Below are 23,222 nucleotides of genomic sequence, written 5' to 3'. Positions count from 1 at the left end.
GGCACCGCTCCCCCTCTTCGCTTCCGGACCACCACTGCCATGAGCATGGACCTGCAACGCTTCCACGCCACCTTCTTCGAGGAGAGCCGCGAAGGCCTCGACGCGATGGAGGCTGGCCTGCTGGCCCTGGAATCGGGGCAGCAGGACGCGGAGATCATCAATTCGGTGTTCCGCGCTGCCCACTCGATCAAGGGCGGCGCCGGCACCTTCGGCTTCGACGCGATCGCCGGCCTGACCCACGTGCTGGAGACGCTGCTCGATGAGCTGCGCGCCGGCAAGCGGGCACTGGAAGGCCACGCCGTCGACGCCATGCTGTCCTCGGTGGACGTGCTGCGCGCCCTGCTGCGCGAAGCCGAACACGGCCAGGCTGCCGATCCCGCTGCGGTTGCTGCGGTAAAGGCGCGCCTGGAAGCGGTTCTTTCCGGCCAGGCCGCAGCGAGCACCCCGGCGGCCGCCGCAGCCAAGGTGGACGATACGCCGGAAGCCTGGCAGATCGGCTTCACCCCCGCGCCGTCACTGTTCATGAGCGGCAACGACCCGCTGCGCATCATCCGCGAACTTGAGCACCTGGGTTCGCTGCAGGTCGCCGCGCGCATGGACCGCCTGCCGGGCTTCGCCCAGCTCGATCCGCTCGAAGCTCACCTGGCGTGGGACCTGGGCCTGGTCGGCAAGGTGCCGCGCAGCAAGATCGAAGACACCTTCGCCTGGGTGCTGGACGACTGCGAACTGGACATCCGTCCGGCCGCGCCGCCGAGCCTGGCGACCCAGGCACCGGCCGCGGCCGCGGCCGCTCCCGCTCCGGCGGCAGCGGCGCCGTCGGCTCCCGCCGCGCCCGCCGCCAGCGGTGGTGCCAGCCAGGAAGCGGAAACCTCCATCCGCGTCAGCGTCGACAAGGTCGATGCGCTGATCAACCTGGTTGGCGAGCTGGTCATCACCCAGGCCATGCTCAAGCAGGTCTCGCACGCGCTGGACCCGGTCCACGCCGAGAGCCTGTTCGCCGGCCTGGACCAGCTTGAACGCAACACCCGCGACCTGCAGGAAGCGGTGATCGGCGTGCGCATGCTGCCGGTCGATGCGGTGTTCCGCCGCTTCCCGCGCCTGGTCCGCGACCTGTCCAGCCGCCTCGGCAAGCAGGTGCGCCTGCGCACCGTCGGCGAAGGCACCGAACTGGACAAGGGCCTGATCGAGAAGATCGCCGATCCGCTGGTGCACCTGGTGCGCAACTCGATCGACCACGGCCTGGAAATGCCCGACGTGCGTCGCGGTGCGGGCAAGGACGAAACCGGCACGATCACCCTGGCAGCCTCGCATCAGGGTGGCCACATCGTCATCGAAGTCAGCGACGACGGTCGCGGCCTGGACCGCACCAAGATCCTGGCGAAGGCCCACGAACGCGGCCTGGCCGTGCCGGACAACCCGACCGATTCGCAGGTCTGGGACCTGATCTTCCAGCCGGGCTTCTCCACTGCCGATGCGGTCACCGACCTGTCAGGACGTGGCGTCGGTATGGACGTGGTCCGCCGCAACATCCAGGCACTGGGAGGCGAGGTGCAGATCGAAAGCAGCCTCGGCGCCGGTACCCGCACGCTGATCCGCCTGCCGCTGACCCTGGCCATCCTCGATGGCATGACCGTGGCGGTGGCCGGTGAAACCCTGATCCTGCCGCTGGCCTATGTGCTTGAGGCGTTGCAGCCGCAGGCCGAGGACATCCGCAGCATGGCCGGCGAAGGCCGCGTACTGCGCGTGCGTGGCGAGTACCTGCCGATCCTGTCGCTGAGCGAGTACTACGGCTACGGCAACCGCGCACCGGGCAGCGAATCGCTGGTGGTGGTGGTTGAAGGCGATGGCCAGAAGATCGCGCTGGAAGTGGACGAGCTGGTTGGCCAGCAGCAGGTAGTGGTGAAGAACATCGAGAACAACTACCGCCGCATCGGCGGGGTGTCCGGTGCCACCATCCTCGGCGACGGCCGCGTCGCGCTGATCGTCGACATCGGCGGACTGGTGCGTTCGCTGCGGATGCCGCAGGCCGCCTGATCCACGCTGCAGGCGTGCACTGGACCGCCGCCCTTCGGGGCGGCGGTTTTTGTTTGTGCGCGCTCTGCCAAGGGGGTCAGATCCCTTTCCTGCGGAAAGGGATCTGACCCCAATCCACAGCGCGCCGCATTTTGTGATCTTCGTCAGCGCGATGGTTTCGCGCGCAACCACGCCACGCAAGCGAAAGCCCCGCCACTGCGGCACTTTCGCGCCGTCATCCCTACGCAACCGAATGTGATCTGCGTCCATAAAGTCCGCCCGGAACGCGCCGTTATTCCGCAATGACGGCCGTCACCGAACCCCACCGGGCACCACCGTTCGCGATGCAACCACCCCAGCCGGCGCACCGCCGCCGGCACCCTGCCCACCTGGAGCACCCCGCATGAAGTGGTTCCAAGATCTGCCCATCGCCCGCAAGCTGGCCGTGGGGTTCACACTTACCACGCTGATGACCCTGGTCCTCGGCGCCTTCGCCCTGCTGCGCCTGAGCGAAGCCAACAGCCAGCTCCGCGAAATGGCCGGAAACGATATTCCCTCGGTCCAGCACCTGGGCGAAGCGCGTTCGCAGCTGGGCGAGTTCCGTACCTACGAACTGGCCCTGCTGAGCATGCTCGACCAACCGGAAAAGGTGGCCGACTACAACAAGCGCATGGACGACACCGCCAAGGCCGTGCATGACGAGCTGGCCGCCTATTCGGCGCTGCCGGCGCTGGACAAGGAGCGTGAACTCTATCGCGCCGCGAACGTGCAGCTGGAACGCTACTTCGCCGCCAACAAGGCCATGCGCGAAGCCGTGGCCGCCGGTGATGGTGCCCTGGCGCAGCAGATCTCCGACGAACAATCGCGCCCGGCGCGTCGGGATCTGTTCGCCGCGATGAAGACCCTCGGCACCCACATCGCCGGCCTGATGGACGGCAAGATCGCCGCCGCCAACGCCACCCACCGCACCAGCATGATCGCCATCATCGGCTGCATCGTGCTGCTGTCGCTGGTGGCCGCCGCGCTGGCCACGGTCATCTCACGCGCCGTGACGGGTCCGTTGGGCAAGGCCGTGCACGCCATCCAGGCGGTCGCCCGTGGCGACCTGAGCGTCAGCACCCAGGCCACCAGCAAGGACGAAGCCGGCAGGATGCTGGCCGCCACCGCCGAAATGACCGCAATGCTGCGCCGCTTCAGTGAGCAGACCCAGCTGATGGCACAGATGCACGCGGGCCCGGACATCAGCCATCGCATTCCGGAGGATTTCCCGGGCGTCTATGGCCAGCTGGCCGGCGGCATCAATACGGTGATCTTCGAGCACCTGGACGCCATCCGCGATGCCATCGACGTGCTCAACCAGTACGCCATCGGCAACCTCACCCCGGACGCCCGCCGCCTGCCCGGCAGCCGTGCGATCCTGCACGAATCGATGGATGCAGCCAAGGCCAGCCTGCTGGCGATCAACTCGCAGATCCAGCAGCTGGCCGCAGCGGCCGCGGCCGGTGACTTCAGCCAGCGCGGCGACGCACAGCGTTTCCAGCACGACTTCAAGCTGATGATCGAGCACCTCAACACCATGATGCAGGTGGCCGACGGCAATCTCGGCCAGCTCTCGCAGCTGCTGCAGTCGATCGCCGCCGGCGACCTGACTGCGCGCATGGAGGGCCAGTTCAACGGCGTGTTCGCTCGCATGCGTGACGACGCCAACACCACCGTTGCACAGCTGACCCAGATCGTCGGCCAGATCCAGGCCAGTGCCTCCAGCATCACCCTCGCCGCCGGCGAGATCGCCTCCGGCAACAGCGACCTGTCGCGCCGCACCGAGCAGCAGGCCGCCAACCTGGAAGAAACCGCCGCCTCGATGGAGGAACTGACCTCCACCGTGCGCCAGAACGCCGAGCACGCACGCCAGGCCAACCAGCTCGCCATCGGCGCGCATGGCGTCGCTTCGCAGGGCGGCGAGGTGGTCGGCCAGGTGGTCACCACCATGTCGGCCATCGAAGCCTCGTCGAAGAAGATCGCCGAGATCATCTCGGTCATTGATGGCATCGCCTTCCAGACCAACATCCTGGCGCTGAACGCCGCGGTGGAAGCCGCGCGTGCCGGTGAACAGGGCCGCGGTTTCGCCGTGGTCGCCAGCGAAGTGCGTACCCTCGCCCAACGTTCGGCCGCCGCCGCCAAGGAGATCAAGGGCCTGATCGACGACTCCGTCGGCAAGGTCGCCGAGGGCTCCAGCCTGGTCCACCAGGCCGGCAGCACCATGGGCGAGATCGTCGCCTCGGTGCAGCGCGTGACCGACATCATGGCCGAGATCTCCGCGGCCTCGCAGGAACAGTCGGCGGGCATCGAGCAGGTCAACCAGACCGTGGTGCAGATGGACGAGACCACCCAGCAGAACGCCGCCCTGGTGGAAGAAGCCACTGCCGCCGCACGCGCGATGGAAGACCAGGCGGTGCAGCTGGGTGAAGCCGTGGCCCGCTTCCGTCTCGCATCGCAGGGCACGACAGCCATTCCTGCACGCCCGCTGGCAGCACCGGTACCGCGCCAGGTCGCGGCCGCCGCACGTGCGGCAAAGCCGGCTCCCGCCCGCCCGCTGCGCAGCTCGGCGGCGCAGCCGGCACTGGCCGCGGACGGCGACTGGCAGGAGTTCTGATGTACCCGGGGTCGGATCCCTCTTCCGCAGAAGAGGGATCCGACCCCACACGCATGGAAAGTGATGTGATTCTCACTTCATAATCCGGGGCAGAGGCCGATATCCCCATCGAGCCTCGCGCCAACGCGTGCTGGCGCCCGCCCCTGACCGTAGATTCCATGTCCGACGGCAACGACACTGCAGTGCATGATGTCCACGCGGCTGATGCCGCCGACGAACGATTCCTGGTCCGCAACCCGCGCCAGCTGCGCCAGCTGCTGCGCTCGCTGATCGACCAGCGTTCGCTGATCAACGCCCATATCGACGGCCGCGACCGCTCGTTCCCGACCGCCCTGCTCGACCTCGACGAAGACGAGGACTTCCTGCTGCTCGATGGCAGCCCGCAGGAAGCCTCCAACCGTGCCGCCGAACAGGCCGATCACCTGCTGTGCTTTGCCCAGCTCGAACGCGTGCTGGTGCGCTTCCGCCTGCACGAACTGCAGCGTGTGGACAACGACGGCCACGTGGCCTTCCGCGCCCCGCTGCCGGACGAACTGGTGCACCTGCAGCGCCGCGAGCTGTACCGGCTGGAAACCCCCGTCACCGACTCGCCGCAGCTGCTGCTGCCGCCCGGCGAAGCGCGGGCCGAAGCGCTGTCGATGCGGGTGGTGGACATCAGCGGCGGCGGCCTGGCCGTGGTGGTCCCAAGTGACTGTGCGGTGTTCGGCCTGCAGAAGCGCTATCCGGCGCAGCTGTCGCTGCCCGATGGCCCCGACCTGGATATCGAACTGGTGGTCTGCAACCTGCTGCCGCAGCGCCAGCCCAATGGCATCGAGGTCAAGCGCGTGGGCATGCGCTTTGAAAGCCTGCCGCGCGGCGCCGACAGCGCCATCCAGCGCTACATCTTCCGCATCGACCGCCAGCGCAAGGCCCGCCGCAACGGTGAGCTGTAAGGCCGTCCGACCGGCAGTGCCGGCCGCTGGCCGGCAACCCCGGAACGCATGCCGGGGTCAGATCCCTTTTCCCTGAAAAGGGATCTGACCCCATCCGCGCACCCTCCCTGGTAGATCCACACCAAGCGTGGATGCCTTCCCCCGGCACCTAAAGTCCCCTCCAACGGGGCCGATATCGAGCCTGACACCGGGACTTCCGGCAGAACCAGGACCCCTCGATGAACGACAAGACCAGCTCCGCCGCCAGCGCCGGTGGCGAATTCCTCAGCTTCACCCTTGGTGAAGAGCACTACGGCGTGGACATCCTCAAGGTGCAGGAAATCCGTGGCTACGACGCCGTCACCCGCGTACCGGATGCGCCGGACTACATCAAGGGCGTGATCAACCTGCGCGGCACCATCGTCCCGGTCATCGACCTGCGCCTGAAGCTGCGCCTGGACAACGCCCGCTACGACGCCTTCACCGTGATGATCGTGCTGAACGTGGAAGACCGCGTGGTCGGCATCGTCGTCGACAGCGTCTCCGACGTGATCCCGCTGTCGGCCGAGCAGATCCGCCCGACCCCGGAATTCGGTGCCGCCGTCGATACCCGCTTCATCTCCGGCATCGGTACCCACGACGATCGCATGCTGATCCTGCTGGACATCGAGACCCTGCTCGACAGCGCCGACATGGGCCAGGCCAGCCTCGCCGAAGACGTCGCCGCCTGAGCAAACGGAACTGCTTCACGTTCCAGTCACAAAACCCTTCAGTTCCCTCCGGCGATGCCGATAGGGGGACAGAAGCCGGTCGCGCAGGAGCGCGCAGGACCGGCCCGACCGTTACCATCCCCGGAGATACCCCTCGATGAAGTCCCTGCTTGCGTTCGTTTCGGCCGCTGTCCTGGCCACCACCGCCGCCTCCGCTTTTGCCCAGTCGGCCGACATGATCCCGCCGGAAATGGCACCGCGTTCGGTCGGCAAGGACGGCATGGTCTGTGGCAAGGTCGAAAAGGCCCGCTACGCAGAAGGTTCCGAAGGCCAGCCGACCTTCCTGTACATGGGCGGCGCCTTCCCGCGCCACACCTTCTCGGCCCGCATCGCCGGTGAGAACCGCGGCAAGTTCTCCTTCCCGCTGGAAACCCTGGAAGGCAAGACCGTCTGCGTGATCGGCAAGATCCAGCGCGACGCTTCGCGTGCGGAAATCGAAGTCAGCTCGCCGTCGGCACTGAAGCTGGCCAACATCAAGTAATCCGCTGTTCGTCGAGCCACGCCGGACCTGGTGCCGGCGTGGTTCCTGCTGCAACCGGGCCCGATGCCCGGGCGCGTCTGCCTTAGGAGCCTGCAACGCCCATGCCGTGGATCAACAACCTGAAACTGATGCCGAAGCTGATGCTGACCTTCGGCGTCATCCTGCTGGTGATGCTGCTGCAGGGCATCGTCGCCTATCGTGGCCTGCATTCGCTGAACAACGTCACCACCGAGCTGGCCGGTTCGCGCATGGAGAGCATCCGCATGGCCGGCGAGATGCGCGGCATGCTGGGCGAATACCGCAATGCCGCCTACCAGCAGTTGATCCGCGCCAGCGACGACGTCAAGTCCGATGCCCGCAAGCAGGCCGTCGAGCTGCGCGAGAGCATGGACAAGTCGATCAAGGGCTATCCGGCACTGGTCGACAACCCGCAGCAGAAGAAGCTGTTCGACACCTTCGCCAAGGAATGGAAGGACGCCCTGGCCTCCTATGACAGCGTCACCGAGATGCTGGAACTGGACCTGCCGGACGACGCCATCGATACCTTCGTCGGCGAAACCCGCACCAAGCACCGCAAGGCCGCCTCGGCGCTGGAAGCGCTGATCGCCGAAGACAACCGCCTCGCCCGCGCCTCGCGCGAAGAGGCCGAATCCACCTACTCCGCCTCGGCCGTGCTGACCGTGATCGCCCTGCTGGGCGGCGCCGCACTCGGCCTGGTGCTGGTCTGGCTGTTTGCCCGCGCCCTGGTCGGCAGCGTGCGCGGCGCCGTCTCGGTGGCCAACGAAGTGGCCGGCGGCAAGCTCGATGGCCACATCGACGTCAGCCGCCAGGACGAAGTGGGCGAACTGATGCAGGCGATGCAGCGCATGCAGCGCGACCTGCGCGAGCGCACCGAAACCGACCAGGCCATCGCCCGCGAGAACCTGCGCATCCGTACCGCACTGGATTACAGCTCGACCGGCGTGTACCTGACCGACACCAGCAACACCATCGTCTACAGCAACCGCGCCCTGCAGCAGACCCTGAGCCAGTACCAGGACGACGTGCGCCGCGACCTGCCGGACTTCGATGCGCAGGCGTCGCTGATCGGCAAGCCGGTCACCGTGCTTGAACACCGCGGCGAGATGGACCAGACCCTGCTGGGCAACCTGAAGGCACACGGCGTCGCCCGTCGCCCGATGCAGTACGGCGATGCGCAGTTCGCCCAGGTGGTCTCGACCATCCGCAATGAAGGCGGCGACACCGTCGGCTACGTGGTGGAGTGGCGTGACCGTACCCAGGAAGCGCAGGTCGAAGCCGAAGTGGCCCGCGTGATCGCCCAGGCTGCCGCCGGCGACCTGTCCGGCCGCATCGACGCCAGCGACAAGGAAGGCTTCTTCCTGCAGCTGGCCCAGCAGATCAACGGCCTGCTGGACGCCAACGCTGGCAGCATCGAACAGATCTCCGGCCTGCTCGCCGCGCTGTCGCAGGGTGACCTGACCGTGCGCATGCACGGCGACTACCAGGGCGTGTTCGCCCGCATGCGCGACGATGCCAACGCCACCGCCGCACAGCTGAGCGAGATCGTCACCCGCATCAAGCAGTCCAGCCGCGCGATCAGCTCGGCCGCCGGCGAGATCGCCTCCGGCAACAGCGACCTGTCGCGCCGCACCGAGCAGCAGGCTGCCAACCTGGAAGAAACCGCCGCCTCGATGGAGGAACTGACCTCCACCGTGCGCCAGAACGCCGAGCATGCCCGCCAGGCCAACCAGCTCGCCATCGGCGCGCATGGCGTCGCCTCGCAGGGCGGCGACGTCGTCGGCCAAGTGGTCACCACCATGTCGGCCATCGAAGCCTCGTCAAAGAAGATCGCCGAGATCATTTCGGTCATCGACGGCATCGCGTTCCAGACCAACATTCTGGCGCTGAACGCCGCGGTGGAAGCCGCGCGTGCCGGTGAACAGGGCCGCGGTTTCGCCGTGGTCGCCAGCGAGGTGCGTACTCTCGCCCAGCGCTCGGCCGCCGCCGCCAAGGAGATCAAGGGCCTGATCGACGACTCGGTCGGCAAGGTCAACGACGGCTCGGCGCTGGTGCACAAGGCCGGAGCCACCATGGGCGAGATCGTCGCCTCGGTGCAGCGCGTGACCGACATCATGGCCGAGATCTCCGCGGCCTCGCAGGAACAGTCGGCCGGCATCGAGCAGGTCAACCAGACCGTGGTGCAGATGGACGAAACCACCCAGCAGAACGCTGCGCTGGTGGAAGAAGCCACTGCCGCAGCACGTGCAATGGAAGAGCAGGCCGGTCACCTCAGCGAGGCCGTGTCGATCTTCGTAGTGGACGAAGCCGAGACCGTGGTTGCCCCGCGCATCGCCGCTGCCCCGGCCCCGCGTGCTGCTGCACCTGCCGCACCGGCCCCGGTCGCCCCGCCGGCCCGCCGCACCGCCGGTGGTCGTCCGATGGCCACCGAACTGGCCGACGGAGACTGGCAGGAGTTCTGATGCCTGCCTGACCTGACGTACGAGAACGCCCTGGCCCTGCGCCGGGGCGTTTTCGTTTACGGGGTATCTGGATATCCAGCCAACGGCGATGCCCCTCGGGGTGGTCGCGGAAGGCGGCGGATTGATCTGGCCCCCTGAAAACGGACGCCATGAAGCCGTTTCAGGCGGCAGCCCGGAGCTGCCGGGCGTAGTTGTTAGGCGAGTGGTAGCCCAGCGCCGAGTGTAGCCGGGCTGGATTGTAGAAGCCGTGGATGTAAGCAGCGATGGACTGGCTGGCTTGTTCCTTACTGGCGTAAGGCTCGGCAGCCTCTTCTGTCTTGAGCGTCGCAAAGAAGCTCTCGACCACGGCGTTGTCCCAGCAATTGCCAGGCCGGCTCATGCTTTGGACCACGTCATGGGACTGCAGCAGCTGGCGAAACTCGTTCCCCCAGTACTGCCCGCCACGATCGGAATGGAAGATCAGGCCAGGTCGTTGTGGATGCAGAGCCCAGGCATTGGCGAATGCTTTCACTACCAGTTCTTCAGTCAGGCGCCTGGAAACGCTGTAGCCCAGCACCTGCCGGGTCTGGACGCTGATGACCACGGCCAGATGCAGCCATCCCTGGCGGGTGGGGACATACGTGATATCTCCGACCCACGCCGTCGGTCCGGTTCCGGGGGCAAATTGCCGATCCAGCAGGTTGGGGGCGAGCTGAGATGAGCCGCCGGAGGATTTGGGCCGGAATCGGCCTTTGGTCTTGCCCTGGATTCGCTCCTCGGCCATTAACCGTGCCACGCGCTTGTGGCCAACTGGATGATTCCTGGCTCGTAAGGCCCTGACCAGCCGACGCCGCCCATAACTGCGTTTGCTGGCCACATGGATGGCCCGAAGCTCGGTACGGAGGGCCGAATCGACATCGCACGTTTGGGCACACTGGCGGCGCAGGTAGTCATGGAATCCAGAGACAGAAACCCCAAAAAGCCGACACAGCAACCTGGTCGGGTAGCGAGTCCTTTGACTGGCGACGAAGGCGTACCTCACTTGGACTCTCTGGCAAAGAACGCCGCCGCTTTTTTTAGGATTTCCCGCTCCATCTTCAGATTGGCGTTCTCGGCCCGAAGGCGGCTGATCTCGCTTTCCAGGTCAGTGGCCGGCCTGCGGGCCTCAGAGGTCAACGACCGGCCAGCACGGACCGCGTCAATCCAATTTGCCAGCGTCTTGACCGACATCTCCAGCTGACGGGCCGCTGCGGCAGGCCCGAGCGACTCGGCCAACTCCACGGCTTGGTGCTTGAACTCATCGGTGTAGCTACGACGGGTGATACGGGACATAAGGGGACCTCCAAGTGCGATCAAAGTATCGCCTCTTGGCGTCCGCGGACGGGGGGCCAGATCAGATTTCCTTCGCTTGGGCCGGGAGGGTGGGTTGCGCAGGGGACGCTGCAAGTACGTCCATGTAAGCTCGGTCGCCGCATCCATGCGGCTCACGCCCCTGCGCAACCCACCCTCCCGGCCACGGACACTTTCCGTGCGCGTCCACCCCGGATCGAAGAAAGAAGAGCAAGAGCAACAGCAACAGCCGCACCGCGTCCGGGGTCAGATCCGTTTTCCGCAGGAAAACGGATCTGACCCCTCTTTCCACTTGGAAACCCAACGCTCTTGCCGTCCGCCGAAGTGAAGCCCTGGCGGGCCGGGTCGGGGTGGGCAGGCAGGACCGTTGGCGCCATGGATGGCGCCATCGAGCCCCCATGGGTGAGGGCGCTTTGCTTGCGAAGCACTGCTTCGCAAGCGCCCGAACGCACAGCCGCCAGCGGCTGGGCCGGACCCCGGAGGGGGGTTCACGGCGTGTCCTGCCTGCCCACCCCGATCCGGCCAACCCGTAGCAACCCATCGCCATGACCTGCCGTTGCCGTTGCCGTTGCCGTTGCTGTTGCTCCAAAAGCCTGCCGCAGGCAGCGCCGCAGCCGCCGCTGCAAGGAAACCTGAATACGTTCGGACACCGCACCTCAATCCCCCGCCCGCGCGGCCGATAACGGGGTTGTCACCGCTTGTCCCGCTGTGACCGGCACGGCGCCGCCCGCCCGCTTCGACCTGGTCCTGCTCGATGAATCTCCTGCATCGCTGGCAACACTACTTCAGCAATCTCTCCGTCCGGCGCAAGCTCAACCTGCTGACGCTGCTCATCGCGCTCGGCGTGATCGCGCTGTCGGTGATCGCCGCCCGCATGCAGTACCTGGACCTGACCGAGACCCGCAAGACCGCGCTGAAGACCCAGGTCGAACTGAGCTACGGCATCCTGCAGCACTACCACCGCCTGGCCGGTACCGGCGAGCTCAGCGAAGAGGCCGCCAAGAGCGCCGCGCTGCAGGCGCTGGAGGTCATGCGCGCCGAGAACGATACCTACTACTTCAACATCTACGACACCGGCTACCGCCTGCTGATGCACCCGTTCCGCAAGGACTTGGTCGGCAAGGACATGAAGGACTTCCGCACCGACGACGGCGTGCGGATCTACTACGACCAGGTCGAAGCGGCCCGCGCCGGCGGCGGCTTCGTCAACTACCGCTGGGCCAAGCCGGGCAGCAAGGGCGACGTCGAGAAGGTCGCCTATGCCGGCCTGTTCGCGCCCTGGAACTGGGTGGTCAGCAGCGGTGTCTACATGGACGACGTGCAGAAGCAGGCGCTGGTGTTCACCGCCATCATGGCGGTCTCCGGTGGCGTGCTGGTACTGATCGTGCTGGCCCTGAGCTGGGTCATCGGCAACCGCATCGCCGTACCGCTGAAGCAGGCCACCGCCGTGGCCGAAGGCATCGCCGGCGGCAAGCTGGACAGCCACATCGGCCCGCAGCCGCATGACGAGACCGGCCGCCTGCTGGAGGCCATGGCCGGCATGCAGCAGCAGCTGCATGCGGTCATCTCGGGCCAGCGCGAAATGGCGCGCCGCCACGACGGTGGCGAACTGAGCTATCGCATCGACGCCAGCGCCTTCCCCGGCGAGTACGGGCTGATGGTGCAGGAAACCAACGCCCTGGTCGGCGGCCACGTGCAGACCCTGCACGACGTGCTGGACGTGGTGCAGCAGTATGCTGTCGGCGATCTCAGCCGCGACATCGCGCGCTACCCGGGCGAGAAGGCCGCGATGACCACCACCGTCGACACGGTCAAGGCCAACCTCGGCCGCATCAACGCCGAGATCAAGCAGCTGGCCAGCGCCGCCGCTGCGGGTGACTTCAGCCGCCGTGGCGACGCCCAGCGTTTCGATCACGATTTCCGCCTGATGCTGGAAAACCTCAATGCGATGATGGCGGTCAGCGATGACAACCTCGGCAAGCTCTCGCAGCTGCTGTCGGCCATCGCCGAGGGTGACCTGACCGCGCGCATGCACGGCGACTACCAGGGCGTGTTCGCACGCATGCGTGACGATGCCAACACCACCGTCGCGCAGCTGACCCAGATCGTCGGCCAGATCCAGGCCAGCGCTTCCAGCATCACCCTGGCCGCCGGCGAGATCGCCTCCGGCAACAGCGACCTGTCGCGCCGCACCGAGCAGCAGGCTGCCAACCTGGAAGAAACCGCCGCCTCGATGGAGGAACTGACCTCCACCGTGCGCCAGAACGCCGAGCATGCCCGCCAGGCCAACCAGCTCGCCATCGGCGCGCATGGCGTCGCCTCGCAGGGCGGCGACGTCGTCGGCCAGGTGGTCACCACCATGTCGGCCATCGAAGCCTCGTCAAAGAAGATCGCCGAGATCATTTCGGTCATCGACGGCATCGCGTTCCAGACCAACATTCTGGCGCTGAACGCCGCGGTGGAAGCCGCGCGTGCCGGTGAACAGGGCCGCGGTTTCGCCGTGGTCGCCAGCGAGGTGCGTACTCTCGCCCAGCGCTCGGCCGCCGCCGCCAAGGAGATCAAGGGCCTGATCGACGACTCGGTCGGCAAGGTCGCCGAAGGTTCCAGCCTGGTCCACCAGGCCGGCAGCACCATGGGCGAGATCGTCGCCTCGGTGCAGCGCGTGACCGACATCATGGCCGAGATTTCCGCTGCCTCGCAGGAACAGTCGGCTGGCATCGAGCAGGTCAACCAGACCGTGGTGCAGATGGACGAAACCACCCAGCAGAATGCCGCGCTGGTGGAAGAAGCCACCGCCGCCGCACGCGCGATGGAAGACCAGGCCGGCCAGCTGGCCGACGCCGTGGCGATCTTCCGCCTCGACAACCAGGTCTCGGCCGCGATGCAGGCCGTGGCCGCGCATGTCGAGCCGGTGCGCGTCGCCGCCGTGGCACGCCCGCAGCCGAGCCGCACGCCCGCACCGGCACCGATACCGGCACGCCGTAGCAGCAACGCCAGCACCTTCGTCGCCAGCGACAGCGACTGGCAGGAATTCTGAGACCCACCCGCGGCGGCTGCGGCCGCCGCCTCTGCCGATGGACACGTCCCCCGTGCAAAGTCCTACTCCCATCGTTACCGGCCCGCGCGAATTCGAGTTCGCCGACCGTGATTTCCGCCGCGTCTGCGACCTGATCTACCAGCGCGTGGGCATCGCCCTCGCCCCGGCAAAGCGCGACATGGTCTATGGCCGCCTGTCGCGCCGCCTGCGCACGCTGGGCATGCGCAGCTTCCAGCAGTACCTGGACCATCTGGAGCAGGAAGACGGTGACGAGTGGCAGGCGTTCACCAACGCCCTGACCACCAACCTGACCTCGTTCTTCCGCGAACCGCACCACTTCGACAAGCTACGCGAGGAGCTGCAGCAGCGCTCCAGCCGCACGCCGTTGCTGCTGTGGTCGTGCGCGGCGTCCACCGGCGAAGAGCCCTACTCGATGGCGATCACCGCCTGCGAGGCCTTCGGCACGCTGAAGCCTCCGGTGCGCATCATCGCCACCGACGTCGATACCCAGGTGCTGGCCACCGCCGGCCGCGGTGTCTACAACATCGATCGCGTCACCAGCCTGGATCCGGACCTGCGCCGCCGCTACTTCCAGCGCGGCAGCGGCCCCAACGAGGGCCAGTGCCGCGTGTTGCCGGCGTTGCGCGAGTTGATCGAGTTCCGCCCGCTGAACCTGCTCGCCCCGCGCTACGACGTCGGCGGCCCGTTCGACGCGCTGTTCTGCCGCAACGTGATGATCTACTTCGACAAGCCGACCCAGCGCGCCATCCTCGGTCGCCTGGTGCAGCACCTGGCCGACGACGGCCTGCTCTACACCGGCCACTCGGAGAACTATCTGCACGCCGCCGACCTGATCCAGCCCTGCGGCCGCACCCTGTACCGCCGTGCGGCAAAGGCCGGCGCATGAACGCCTCGCTGCGTACCGACGATGTGATGCGCTATCAGGACGCACGCTTCAAGACCATCGCCGCCAAGCTGTTGCCGACCCAATACCTGGTGGTCGATGACACTACGGCCCTGACCACCACCCTCGGTTCCTGCGTGGCCGCCTGCCTGCGCGATCCGGTACTGAAGATCGGCGGCATGAACCACTTCCTGCTGCCCGAAGGCAACGCCGGTGATGGCGCCCCCGCGCGCTACGGCAGCTACGCGATGGAACTGCTGATCAACGACATGCTCAAGCGCGGTGCGCATCGCAAGCGCATCGAAGCCAAGGTGTTCGGCGGCGCCAACGTGCTCAAGGGCTTCACCAGCAACCCGGTCGGCACCCGCAACGCCGAGTTCGTGCGCCAGTACCTGCAGGCCGAGCACATCCCGATCATTGCCGAGGACCTGTGCGGCATCCATCCGCGCAAGATCTGGTTCTTCGCCGATACCGGCCGCGTGGTCGTTCAGCGCCTGCCGCATGCGCATGAAGCCGAAGTGGCCGCCACCGAATCGGCGGTACGTGCACGCCTGTCCAAGGCCCCGGTCACCGGCGGCGTGGAGCTGTTCGAATGACCCTGACCGGCAACGCCCCCTGCCGGGTCCTGATCGTCGACGACTCCGCCGTCGTGCGCCAGATGCTCACGGAAATCCTGTCCAGCGATCCGTCCATCGACGTGGTCGGCACCGCCGCCGACCCACTGCTGGCGCGCGAGAAGATCAAGCGCCTGGCCCCGGACGTGATCACCCTGGACGTGGAAATGCCGCGCATGGACGGGCTGGCGTTCCTGGAAAACCTGATGCGCCTGCACCCGCTGCCGGTGGTGATGATCTCCTCGCTGACCGAACGCGGCGCCGACACCACCCTGCAGGCGCTGGCGCTGGGCGCCGTGGACTTCGTCTCCAAGCCCAAGCTGGACGTCGCACGCGGCCTGCAGGCCTACGCCGACGAGATCATCGCCAAGGTCAAGATGGCGGCGCGCTCACGCGTCCGCCCGCTGGTGCGCGCCGCCGCACCGAAACTCCTGCTGGACGCCGCGCCTGCGATGCGCCCCGCTGCTCCGCAGTTCCGCACCACTGACCGCCTGATCGCGATCGGCTCGTCGGCCGGCGGCACCGAAGCGTTGCGCGTGGTGCTGGAAGGCATGCCGGCCGACGCGCCCGCCGTGGTGATGACCCAGCACCTGCCGGCCAGCTTCAGCAGTGCTTTCGCCGAGCGCCTGGACCGCCACTCGGCCATGGCCGTGCGCGAGGCCAGCGACGGCGAAGCTGTGCTGCCCGGCCACGCCTACCTGCCGCCAGGCGGCAAGCACCTGCGGATCATCCGCGACGGTGCGCGCTGGCGCTGCCGTGTCGATGATGGCCCGGCAGTGAACCGGCACAAGCCCGCGGTCGATGTGCTGTTCCGCTCGGTTGCGCAGAACGCCGGCGGTAATGCCATCGGCGCCATCCTCACCGGGATGGGCGATGACGGCGCACGCGGCCTGCTGGAAATGCGCCAGGCCGGCGCGCCGACACTGGTGCAGGACGAGGCCACCAGCGTGGTCTGGGGCATGCCGGGTGCAGCGTTCAAGCTCGGCGCCGCCGAAGAACAGGTGCCGCTGGAACGGATTGCCGAGCGGTTGCTGGCGCTGGCCCGCGCCTGATGGGGAGCTGTAGAGCCGAAGGCAACGGCAGGAGTCGTTGCCAACGTCGCTTGCGACGGCCCGAAGGGGGCCGGGCAAGGACGCCCGGCATAGCCCATGCTCGGCTCCGCATCGGCCAAACACATCGGCCAGACGTCGCATTCAGCTCGTTCGATCTGGCGGTACCGTCGGACACTGGCATTTCACTAGTGCTGCTTACGCACATGTGTGCCGCAATCACCTCGATTGCGCCGGCGGGCGGATCCTGGTCGATCCGCCACATTGGACGTGCTTTCCCTGCACCTGCAGCGTAAGGCTCCCTTCCACGGAGCCTCTCATTGCCTCTTCTCACCCATCACGATATCGGCACCGGCTTTCCCATCGTTCTTGGCGGCAGCTATCTCTGGGGCCGCGACATGTGGGCGCCACAGATCGAGGTGTTGTCGCGGCACTACCGCCTGATCCTTCCGGAGCTGCCCGGCCACGACAACGATCTGCCCCTGTCCGCCGCCTTCACCACACCGGCCTGCCTCGCACGCGAAGTCGGCCGTTTGCTGGATGCGCTGGACATCCGCCAGTACGCGGTGGCTGGCTTGTCGGTCGGCGGCATGTGGGCAGCGGAACTGGCGCTGCAGCGCCCCGAGCAGGTCCGCTCGCTGATCCTGATGGACACCTACCTCGGTGCGGAACCGGAGGCCTCACGGCAGCGCTACTTCGGCATGCTCGACAGGATCGAACAGCTGGGCTGCATCCCCGAAGCCATGGCCGAACAGATCGTGCCGCTGTTCTTCCGCCCAGGCATCGCCATCGACGATCCGATCCGGTTGCTGTTCCGGCAACGGCTGCTGTCCTGGCCTCGCGAGCGCCTGCTGAACGCGGTGGTTCCACTGGGTCGCCTGATATTCGGTCGCCCGGACCGGCTGGGCGCCTTGAAGGATCTGGAGCGGGAAACGACGCTGATCCTGAACGGCGAACAGGACCTGCCACGGCCCCTGAGCGAAGCGCAGCAGATGGCCAGGGTGATCGGTTGCCGCCTGCAATCGATACCCGGCTCGGGGCATATCTCGACCCTGGAGAATCCCGCCTTCACCAGCGTGCAGCTCGATGCATGGTTGCGGCAGTCGCTACACGTCGCCTGCTAGCAAGCGGCCCGATGCTGGGCGGCGTCCCACGGGACGCCTCCGGCGCTGCACCTCGGTCTTGGAGCACAGCTGCACCGGGTCGTATAGTCAGACGTCGCAGAGCAATGGAACGCCGATGAACGATACGCCGCAACGCCCCGAGGCACCGGCATACAAGGATGAAGTGCCGGCGTGCCCCCAGCATGAAATGCGCAATCCGTCGCATTTGCCCCGAGGTGCCCTTCATGGTGTCGCCGCACCCCGCAAAACCTTGATCAGCGACGTGGACCGCTCATGCTGAAATCCGTCTCCTGCCTTGCTCATGTTGCGTTGATCGCATTGATCACACTGGCCATTCCAGGCTGCAACAAGGAACGCTCATATCCGGTCTACCGCGAGAATCCTGCGCCCAAGGATGCGCTGCCGATTGTGATTCGGGTCCACGATGCACCCGTGGATGTCCCCGTTCCTTCGGTCTTCGTCACGTATGAGATAGACCCACTCTGTCTCCCTCCGGTCAACAATTGGGAGGGGGTGCAGTACGAGCCGAATCAGCACAAGGTTGAGCTTCAGGCACAGCGCCTCAGTGCTACTGAATTCAGCAGTGTTGTATTCAACGACGGCATGGAAGTTGCCGACTATTACGGTCGGGGTCCGTGCACTTGGACACCTGCCCTCGTAGAAGCTTCGTTTTCCTTCATCACTGATGATCGCCCAATCCGCGCGTCCGTCGCAGCACTATTCACCGAGATTGAGGGCGGGAGAACCTTCACTGCCTACATAAAGCGGGCATTGCCGCCCTTGACCACAGGACAATCGCCGGAGCGGACTCCAACGGAGCCTTCAAGTTGGTACGAGAAGATGCCGCCAGAAAAGCGCAAGGAATACTTTCCAATCGAAGTCTCCACACGGATTGAAGGAGCATCGCAATGAATCCTAGAGAAAGCGCGACGCTCTCGGACAGTGTCTATAATGACCCGCTTCCGCCCGCCAATTCCGACATCACCATCGGCGGAACAAAGTACGAGGTCCTAGCCTGTCGTGACTCCGGGAGCGGATATCAGGGCATTGCCTACCTCAACATCAATACAAAGGAAGTCATCGTCGCCCACCGCGGCACCGAATTTGATCGTCAGCCCATGCTTGATGGCGGCATCGACGCCGCAATGGTCACCGCCAGAGTCAACGCGCAACTCGGCGACGCCCTCTCGCTCACAAAGCAAGCCATCAAATTAGCTGATGAAAGGGGATCCGGGTCTGTATATGTCACCGGCCACTCCCTCGGCGGCGCGCTCGCGCAGATCACCGCCCATCACTACAACCTCCCCGGCGACGCCTTCAATCCTTACGGTGCCGCGGGGCTGGCGTATCGCCTCCCTGAGGGCCAGCCGGCCAATGCGGCGCCCTTCACCAACCATGTGATGGCAGGCGACCTGGTCAGTGCGGGCGGCCCCCATTACGGCAAGGTCGAGATGTATGCGCTGCCCAAGGAACTGGAGGTTCTGCGCAACGCCGAGCAGGGCCAGCGCATCGCCTCACTCGGAACGCTCGGGATGAAAAGCGGCCATGTCATGTCCGCCGCCGTCGCGGTCCAGTTGGGTGACTCTCATCGATTGGTTCATTTCCTTGATCGCATGACCGACAAGGGTCCCGTGCAGTCTGTACTGGACAATCCCCAGGCCCGGATCACGGATCCTGAAGACCTGCGCCGGATTGCCGATTACCGCAGTGATGTTCATCAGCTGCGCGCCGGAGCGACCGTGCTGGTCGGCGGCGGACCTGGCCTGCTGCGCGACGGGGTCAATTACCTGCGTGGTATTGAGGAGGCCGGTGCGTACGCCCGCCACGAAGCAGAAGCGGAGCAGCGGGCCCGCACTGCGCTCAAGCCTGGGAAGCACCTGATCCAGGATGCAACCGACCAGGGCTCGCCCTCTCTCGGCAATCCCGGCTTCTCTCCCAGGAACCCAGTGCAGGAGAGCATCGAATCCACCCTGGACAAGGCAGGCCTGGATCCCAGGAAGGAAGGCCACCCAGACCAACCTCTCTACCGGCAGATTCGCGACGGTGTATCCGCTGTGGATGCCAGGCACGGGCGCAGTTTCGATGAAACCAGCGAGCGGATGACGGCCAGCCTGCTTGCCGCGGCCAAGAGCAGCGGCCTGGAACGCGTCGATCATGTGGTCCTGGGCAACCCACCCAGCGATGGCACCGGCCCTCGCATGTTCGTTGTGCAGGGAGCGCTCGACAATCCGGCACACCTGCGGTCGTCGGTCGCGATCAGCGACGCCGTCAATACGCCCGTGGAGCAATCGCTCGCGAAGGTTGAACAGATGTCGCAGGTACAGCAGGTTGCCCAGCAAGACCACGCCGTGGAGCAGACCCAGGAGCAGACCCGGACGGCGATGCGCATGGGCTAGGCCACCTGGCCCGGCGCACACAAAAAACCCCCGGCTTTCACCGGGGGTTCTTCGTTTCAACGGGCTACCGACCAGTGGCCGGCGTTACCGCATCAGGCAGCAACCGTCTTGGCCACGTCCTGGTATTCCTCGATCTGGTCGAAGTTCATGTAGCGGTAGATCTCCGCACCATTGGCGTTGATCACGCCGATGTCCGCCATGTACTCCTCCTTGGTCGGGATGCGGCCCAGGCGCGAGCAGATCGCGGCCAGTTCGGCCGAACCCAGGTACACGTTGGTGTTGCGCCCCAGGCGGTTCGGGAAGTTGCGGGTCGAGGTCGACATCGCGGTGGAGCCTTCGCGGATCTGCGCCTGGTTGCCCATGCACAGCGAGCAGCCCGGCATTTCCATGCGGGCGCCGGTGGCGCCGAAGGTGCCGTACACGCCTTCCTTGGTCAGCTCCGAGGCGTCCATCTTGGTCGGCGGGGCCACCCACAGACGGGTCGGCAGGTCACGCTTGCCTTCCAGCAGCTTGGCAGCCGCACGGAAGTGACCGATGTTGGTCATGCACGAACCGATGAACACTTCGTCGATCTTGGCGCCGGCGACTTCGGACAGGGTCTTCACGTCGTCCGGGTCGTTCGGGCAGGCCACGATCGGTTCGTGGATATCGGCCAGGTCGATCTCGATGACAGCCGCGTACTCGGCGTCGGCATCCGGCTCCAGCAGCTCCGGGTTGGCCAGCCACGCTTCCATCTTCTCGATACGGCGCTGCAGCGAGCGCGGATCCTGGTAACCCTCGGCAATCATCCACTTCAGCAGAGTGATGTTGCTGTTGAGGTACTCGATGATCGGCTCCTTGTTCAGGCGCACCGAGCAGCCGGCCGCCGAACGCTCGGCCGAGGCGTCGGACAGTTCGAACGCCTGTTCGACCTTCAGTTCCGGCAGGCCTTCGATTTCCAGGATGCGACCGGAGAAGATGTTCTTCTTGCCAGCCTTGGCCACGGTCAGCAGGCCCGACTTGATCGCGTACAGCGGGATCGCGTTGACCAGGTCACGCAGGGTCACGCCCGGCTGCATCTTGCCCTTGAAGCGCACCAGCACCGACTCCGGCATGTCCAGCGGCATGACGCCGGTGGCAGCAGCGAAGGCGACCAGGCCCGAACCGGCCGGGAACGAAATGCCCACCGGGAAACGGGTGTGCGAGTCACCACCGGTACCGACGGTGTCTGGCAGCAGCATGCGGTTGAGCCAGCTGTGGATCACGCCGTCGCCCGGGCGCAGCGAGACGCCGCCACGGGTGGAGATGAACTCCGGCAGGGTGTGGTGGGTCTTCACGTCCACCGGCTTCGGGTAGGCGGCGGTGTGGCAGAACGACTGCATCACCAGGTCGGCCGAGAAGCCCAGGCAGGCCAGGTCCTTCAGCTCGTCACGGGTCATCGGGCCGGTGGTGTCCTGCGAGCCGACCGAGGTCATCTTCGGTTCGCAGTAGGTGCCCGGGCGCATGCCCTGGCCTTCCGGCAGGCCACAGGCGCGGCCAACCATCTTCTGCGCCAGCGAGAAGCCCTTGCCGGTATCGACCGGCTGCACCGGCAGGCGGAACAGATCGGTCGGAGCCAGGCCCAGCGCTTCGCGCGTCTTGCCGGTCAGGCCACGGCCGATGATCAGCGGAATGCGGCCACCGGCGCGCACTTCGTCGAACAGCACTTCGGACTTGACCTGGAACTCGGCGATCACTTCACCGTTCTTCAGCGCCTTGCCTTCGTACGGACGCAGCTCGACCACATCGCCGTGCTCCATCTTCGACACGTCCAGCTCGATCGGCAGTGCGCCGGCATCTTCCATGGTGTTGTAGAAGATCGGGGCGATCTTCGAACCCAGGCAGACGCCACCGGCGCGCTTGTTCGGGATGAACGGAATGTCATCGCCGGTCCACCACAGCACGCTGTTGGTGGCCGACTTGCGCGAGGAACCGGTGCCGACCACATCGCCGACGTAGGCCACCAGGTGACCCTTGTCCTTCAGCGAGAGGATCTGCTGGATCGGGCCGCGCTTGCCGTCTTCTTCCGGGGTGAACGGCGCGTCGTCGCGCTTGTTCTTCAGCATCGCCAGGGCGTGCATCGGGATGTCCGGGCGGGTGGTCGCGTCCGGTGCCGGCGACAGGTCGTCGGTGTTGGTCTCGCCCGGTACCTTGAACACGGTGACGGTCAGGCTCTGCGGCACTTCCGGGTTGCTGGTGAACCACTCGGCGTCGGCCCAGCTCTGCAGCACGGCCTGGGCGTTGGCGTTGCCCGCCTTGGCCTTTTCCTGCACGTCATGGAACGCATCGAACACCAGCAGGGTCTTCTTCAGACCGTTGGCGGCGATGGTGCCGACGCTGGCGTCGTCCAGCAGCTGCACCAGCGGAGCGACGTTGTAGCCGCCGAGCATGGTGCCCAGCAGTTCGGTGGCGCGCTCACGGCTGATCAGCGGGTTCTGCTCGTTGCCCAGGGCGATCGCCGCCAGGTACGAGGCCTTGACCTTGGCTGCGTCATCGACGCCGGCCGGCACGCGGTGGGTCAGCAGGTCGAGCAGGAACTCGGCCTCGCCCTGCGGCGGGTTCTTCAGCAGCTCGATGACATCGGCCGTCTGCTGCGCGCTCAGCGGCAGCGGCGGGATGCCAAGCGCAGCGCGCTCGGCGACGTGGTGGCGGTAGGCTTCCAACATGACAACTCCCGGGTAATGCGTAGGTTGAAAAAAAGTGGGCTCAGGCTTGCGGCACGATCAGCTTCAGGCCCTTGAAGTAGTCGCGGTAAAACGTGTCGTTCCAGGTGATCAGGCCGTCGCACTGCAACAGTGCGTGGGCGCCGACCATGAATTCGTCCAGGCTGCGGCGACTGCCGCTGCGCTGGCGGTGGCGGCGGTGCATCTCGCCGGCGCGCAGCGCCGACTTGGCTTCCATCGGGTTGAAGTGCACGCCCATTTCTTCCAGCGCTTCGAGCACCTCGGCGCCGCCGCGCAGCGATGCGCAGACCTCGGCCAGGGTCGCGCCGCAGACCACTACGCGGCCACCGACCAGGCTCTGCCGGAGGATGGCTTCCACGGCATCGGCCTGCGGACCATTGCTGAGCAGCTCGACCAGCACCGGTGAATCGACGGCGATCATCACGGCTTATTCCTCGTCACGCACCGCGCGTACGGCCGCGTCGGACGATTCGAAGCCGTCCAGCGCGAACTTGCCGCGCGCCCGTGAAATGGCATCGTCAACACTCTTGCGCAGGATGATGCGGCTGCCGTCCAGCTCGACCTTCAGCAGCGTGCCCTTGGTCAGGCCGAGGGCATCACGCACCGCTTTGGGCAGGGTGATCTGTCCGCGTTCTGCAACAGTGGCTTCCATCAGTAGGCCCTCCAGAGTATGCACAAATTATACATACTTCCCCGGGCATACTTCCACCCTGAACAGGACCGGCAACCCGCCAGCCCTTGCCTCGCAAAGGATCGGCC

At 66.2% G+C, this 23,222-nt stretch carries 18 protein-coding genes; 13 read left to right on the top strand and 5 right to left on the bottom strand.

The window, feature by feature from the left end:
• Positions 1–39: 39 nt before the first annotated feature.
• From ACUZUJ_RS10425 to ACUZUJ_RS10400, 6 genes are all read left to right on the top strand, one after another.
• Positions 40–2,034: a chemotaxis protein CheA gene (locus tag ACUZUJ_RS10425; RefSeq protein ID WP_458220833.1), complete on the top strand. Its 1,995-nt coding sequence runs from the start codon at positions 40–42 to the stop codon at positions 2,032–2,034.
• Between the two features lie 382 nt (positions 2,035–2,416).
• On the top strand, positions 2,417–4,666 hold the full coding sequence (locus ACUZUJ_RS10420; RefSeq protein WP_510468082.1) for a methyl-accepting chemotaxis protein: 2,250 nt from the start codon (positions 2,417–2,419) through the stop codon (positions 4,664–4,666).
• A 158-nt stretch (positions 4,667–4,824) separates the two neighbouring features.
• On the top strand, positions 4,825–5,598 hold the full coding sequence (locus tag ACUZUJ_RS10415) for a flagellar brake protein (protein ID WP_119006213.1): 774 nt from the start codon (positions 4,825–4,827) through the stop codon (positions 5,596–5,598).
• 218 nt (positions 5,599–5,816) lie between these two features.
• The gene (locus ACUZUJ_RS10410; RefSeq protein ID WP_119006212.1) at positions 5,817–6,308 is read left to right on the top strand and encodes a chemotaxis protein CheW; all 492 of its coding nucleotides are present in this window, start codon (positions 5,817–5,819) and stop codon (positions 6,306–6,308) included.
• A 136-nt stretch (positions 6,309–6,444) separates the two neighbouring features.
• Complete coding sequence (locus ACUZUJ_RS10405) at positions 6,445–6,828, top strand: hypothetical protein (RefSeq protein ID WP_075674549.1); 384 nt, start codon at positions 6,445–6,447, stop codon at positions 6,826–6,828.
• A gap of 101 nt (positions 6,829–6,929) precedes the next feature.
• Positions 6,930–9,308 carry a methyl-accepting chemotaxis protein gene (locus tag ACUZUJ_RS10400; RefSeq protein ID WP_101765399.1) on the top strand — a complete coding sequence of 793 codons (2,379 nt, stop codon included), beginning with the start codon at positions 6,930–6,932 and terminating at the stop codon, positions 9,306–9,308.
• A 160-nt stretch (positions 9,309–9,468) separates the two neighbouring features.
• Here ACUZUJ_RS10400 and ACUZUJ_RS10395 read toward each other — a convergent pair whose 3' ends face one another.
• Both ACUZUJ_RS10395 and ACUZUJ_RS10390 read right to left on the bottom strand, forming a co-directional pair.
• The gene (locus ACUZUJ_RS10395; RefSeq protein ID WP_101764920.1) at positions 9,469–10,329 is read right to left on the bottom strand and encodes an IS3 family transposase; all 861 of its coding nucleotides are present in this window, start codon (positions 10,327–10,329) and stop codon (positions 9,469–9,471) included.
• Positions 10,326–10,619 (bottom strand): transposase, encoded by a 294-nt coding sequence (locus ACUZUJ_RS10390; protein ID WP_087921478.1) that lies wholly within the window; start codon positions 10,617–10,619, stop codon positions 10,326–10,328. Before ACUZUJ_RS10390 ends, ACUZUJ_RS10395 begins: the two co-directional genes overlap by 4 nt.
• A gap of 772 nt (positions 10,620–11,391) precedes the next feature.
• Between ACUZUJ_RS10390 and ACUZUJ_RS10385 the strand changes: the two genes are divergently transcribed.
• The 7 genes from ACUZUJ_RS10385 to ACUZUJ_RS10355 all read left to right on the top strand — a co-directional run bounded on the left by ACUZUJ_RS10385 (position 11,392) and on the right by ACUZUJ_RS10355 (position 19,761).
• Complete coding sequence (locus ACUZUJ_RS10385; RefSeq protein WP_119006211.1) at positions 11,392–13,674, top strand: methyl-accepting chemotaxis protein; 2,283 nt, start codon at positions 11,392–11,394, stop codon at positions 13,672–13,674.
• Between the two features lie 37 nt (positions 13,675–13,711).
• Entirely contained in the window at positions 13,712–14,581 is an 870-nt protein-coding gene (locus ACUZUJ_RS10380) for a CheR family methyltransferase (RefSeq protein WP_014037084.1), read from the top strand.
• Entirely contained in the window at positions 14,578–15,174 is a 597-nt protein-coding gene (gene cheD, locus ACUZUJ_RS10375; RefSeq protein ID WP_008264676.1) for a chemoreceptor glutamine deamidase CheD, read from the top strand. The genes ACUZUJ_RS10380 and cheD overlap by 4 nt, the downstream gene beginning before the upstream one ends.
• Entirely contained in the window at positions 15,171–16,244 is a 1,074-nt protein-coding gene (locus ACUZUJ_RS10370; protein ID WP_119006210.1) for a protein-glutamate methylesterase/protein-glutamine glutaminase, read from the top strand. The genes cheD and ACUZUJ_RS10370 overlap by 4 nt, the downstream gene beginning before the upstream one ends.
• A gap of 317 nt (positions 16,245–16,561) precedes the next feature.
• The gene (locus ACUZUJ_RS10365) at positions 16,562–17,365 is read left to right on the top strand and encodes an alpha/beta fold hydrolase (protein ID WP_101765396.1); all 804 of its coding nucleotides are present in this window, start codon (positions 16,562–16,564) and stop codon (positions 17,363–17,365) included.
• 273 nt (positions 17,366–17,638) lie between these two features.
• Complete coding sequence (locus ACUZUJ_RS10360; RefSeq protein WP_119006208.1) at positions 17,639–18,277, top strand: hypothetical protein; 639 nt, start codon at positions 17,639–17,641, stop codon at positions 18,275–18,277.
• Positions 18,274–19,761 (top strand): XVIPCD domain-containing protein, encoded by a 1,488-nt coding sequence (locus tag ACUZUJ_RS10355; RefSeq protein WP_458220942.1) that lies wholly within the window; start codon positions 18,274–18,276, stop codon positions 19,759–19,761. Before ACUZUJ_RS10360 ends, ACUZUJ_RS10355 begins: the two co-directional genes overlap by 4 nt.
• Positions 19,762–19,853: 92 nt before the next feature.
• Here the strand turns inward: ACUZUJ_RS10355 and acnB are convergent, their stop codons facing one another.
• Genes acnB through ACUZUJ_RS10340 form a run of 3 tightly spaced genes read right to left on the bottom strand, consistent with a single transcriptional unit; the run spans position 19,854 to position 23,115 of the window.
• The gene (acnB, locus tag ACUZUJ_RS10350) at positions 19,854–22,445 is read right to left on the bottom strand and encodes a bifunctional aconitate hydratase 2/2-methylisocitrate dehydratase (protein ID WP_458220941.1); all 2,592 of its coding nucleotides are present in this window, start codon (positions 22,443–22,445) and stop codon (positions 19,854–19,856) included.
• Between the two features lie 40 nt (positions 22,446–22,485).
• Positions 22,486–22,884: a type II toxin-antitoxin system VapC family toxin gene (locus tag ACUZUJ_RS10345; protein ID WP_008267153.1), complete on the bottom strand. Its 399-nt coding sequence runs from the start codon at positions 22,882–22,884 to the stop codon at positions 22,486–22,488.
• A 6-nt stretch (positions 22,885–22,890) separates the two neighbouring features.
• Positions 22,891–23,115, bottom strand: a complete 225-nt coding sequence (locus ACUZUJ_RS10340; protein ID WP_005409505.1) for an AbrB/MazE/SpoVT family DNA-binding domain-containing protein — start codon at positions 23,113–23,115, stop codon at positions 22,891–22,893.
• Positions 23,116–23,222 lie beyond the last annotated feature (107 nt).

The organism is Stenotrophomonas sp. S4 (genome assembly GCF_054187805.2).
The sequence above is the reverse complement of the archived record's forward strand: the minus strand, read 5'-3'. Positions and strand labels throughout refer to the sequence as shown.

Excerpts from the sequence above, each read along its gene's own strand:
- ACUZUJ_RS10425 (WP_458220833.1), top strand. The coding sequence starts at position 40 with ATGAGCATGGACCTGCAACGCTTCCACGCCACCTTCTTCGAGGAGAGC.
- ACUZUJ_RS10420 (WP_510468082.1), top strand. The coding sequence starts at position 2,417 with ATGAAGTGGTTCCAAGATCTGCCCATCGCCCGCAAGCTGGCCGTGGGG.
- ACUZUJ_RS10415 (WP_119006213.1), top strand. The coding sequence starts at position 4,825 with ATGTCCGACGGCAACGACACTGCAGTGCATGATGTCCACGCGGCTGAT.
- ACUZUJ_RS10410 (WP_119006212.1), top strand. The coding sequence starts at position 5,817 with ATGAACGACAAGACCAGCTCCGCCGCCAGCGCCGGTGGCGAATTCCTC.
- ACUZUJ_RS10405 (WP_075674549.1), top strand. The coding sequence starts at position 6,445 with ATGAAGTCCCTGCTTGCGTTCGTTTCGGCCGCTGTCCTGGCCACCACC.
- ACUZUJ_RS10400 (WP_101765399.1), top strand. The coding sequence starts at position 6,930 with ATGCCGTGGATCAACAACCTGAAACTGATGCCGAAGCTGATGCTGACC.
- ACUZUJ_RS10390 (WP_087921478.1), bottom strand. The coding sequence starts at position 10,619 with ATGTCCCGTATCACCCGTCGTAGCTACACCGATGAGTTCAAGCACCAA.
- ACUZUJ_RS10385 (WP_119006211.1), top strand. The coding sequence starts at position 11,392 with ATGAATCTCCTGCATCGCTGGCAACACTACTTCAGCAATCTCTCCGTC.
- ACUZUJ_RS10380 (WP_014037084.1), top strand. The coding sequence starts at position 13,712 with ATGGACACGTCCCCCGTGCAAAGTCCTACTCCCATCGTTACCGGCCCG.
- cheD (WP_008264676.1), top strand. The coding sequence starts at position 14,578 with ATGAACGCCTCGCTGCGTACCGACGATGTGATGCGCTATCAGGACGCA.
- ACUZUJ_RS10370 (WP_119006210.1), top strand. The coding sequence starts at position 15,171 with ATGACCCTGACCGGCAACGCCCCCTGCCGGGTCCTGATCGTCGACGAC.
- ACUZUJ_RS10360 (WP_119006208.1), top strand. The coding sequence starts at position 17,639 with ATGCTGAAATCCGTCTCCTGCCTTGCTCATGTTGCGTTGATCGCATTG.
- ACUZUJ_RS10355 (WP_458220942.1), top strand. The coding sequence starts at position 18,274 with ATGAATCCTAGAGAAAGCGCGACGCTCTCGGACAGTGTCTATAATGAC.
- acnB (WP_458220941.1), bottom strand. The coding sequence starts at position 22,445 with ATGTTGGAAGCCTACCGCCACCACGTCGCCGAGCGCGCTGCGCTTGGC.
- ACUZUJ_RS10345 (WP_008267153.1), bottom strand. The coding sequence starts at position 22,884 with ATGATCGCCGTCGATTCACCGGTGCTGGTCGAGCTGCTCAGCAATGGT.
- ACUZUJ_RS10340 (WP_005409505.1), bottom strand. The coding sequence starts at position 23,115 with ATGGAAGCCACTGTTGCAGAACGCGGACAGATCACCCTGCCCAAAGCG.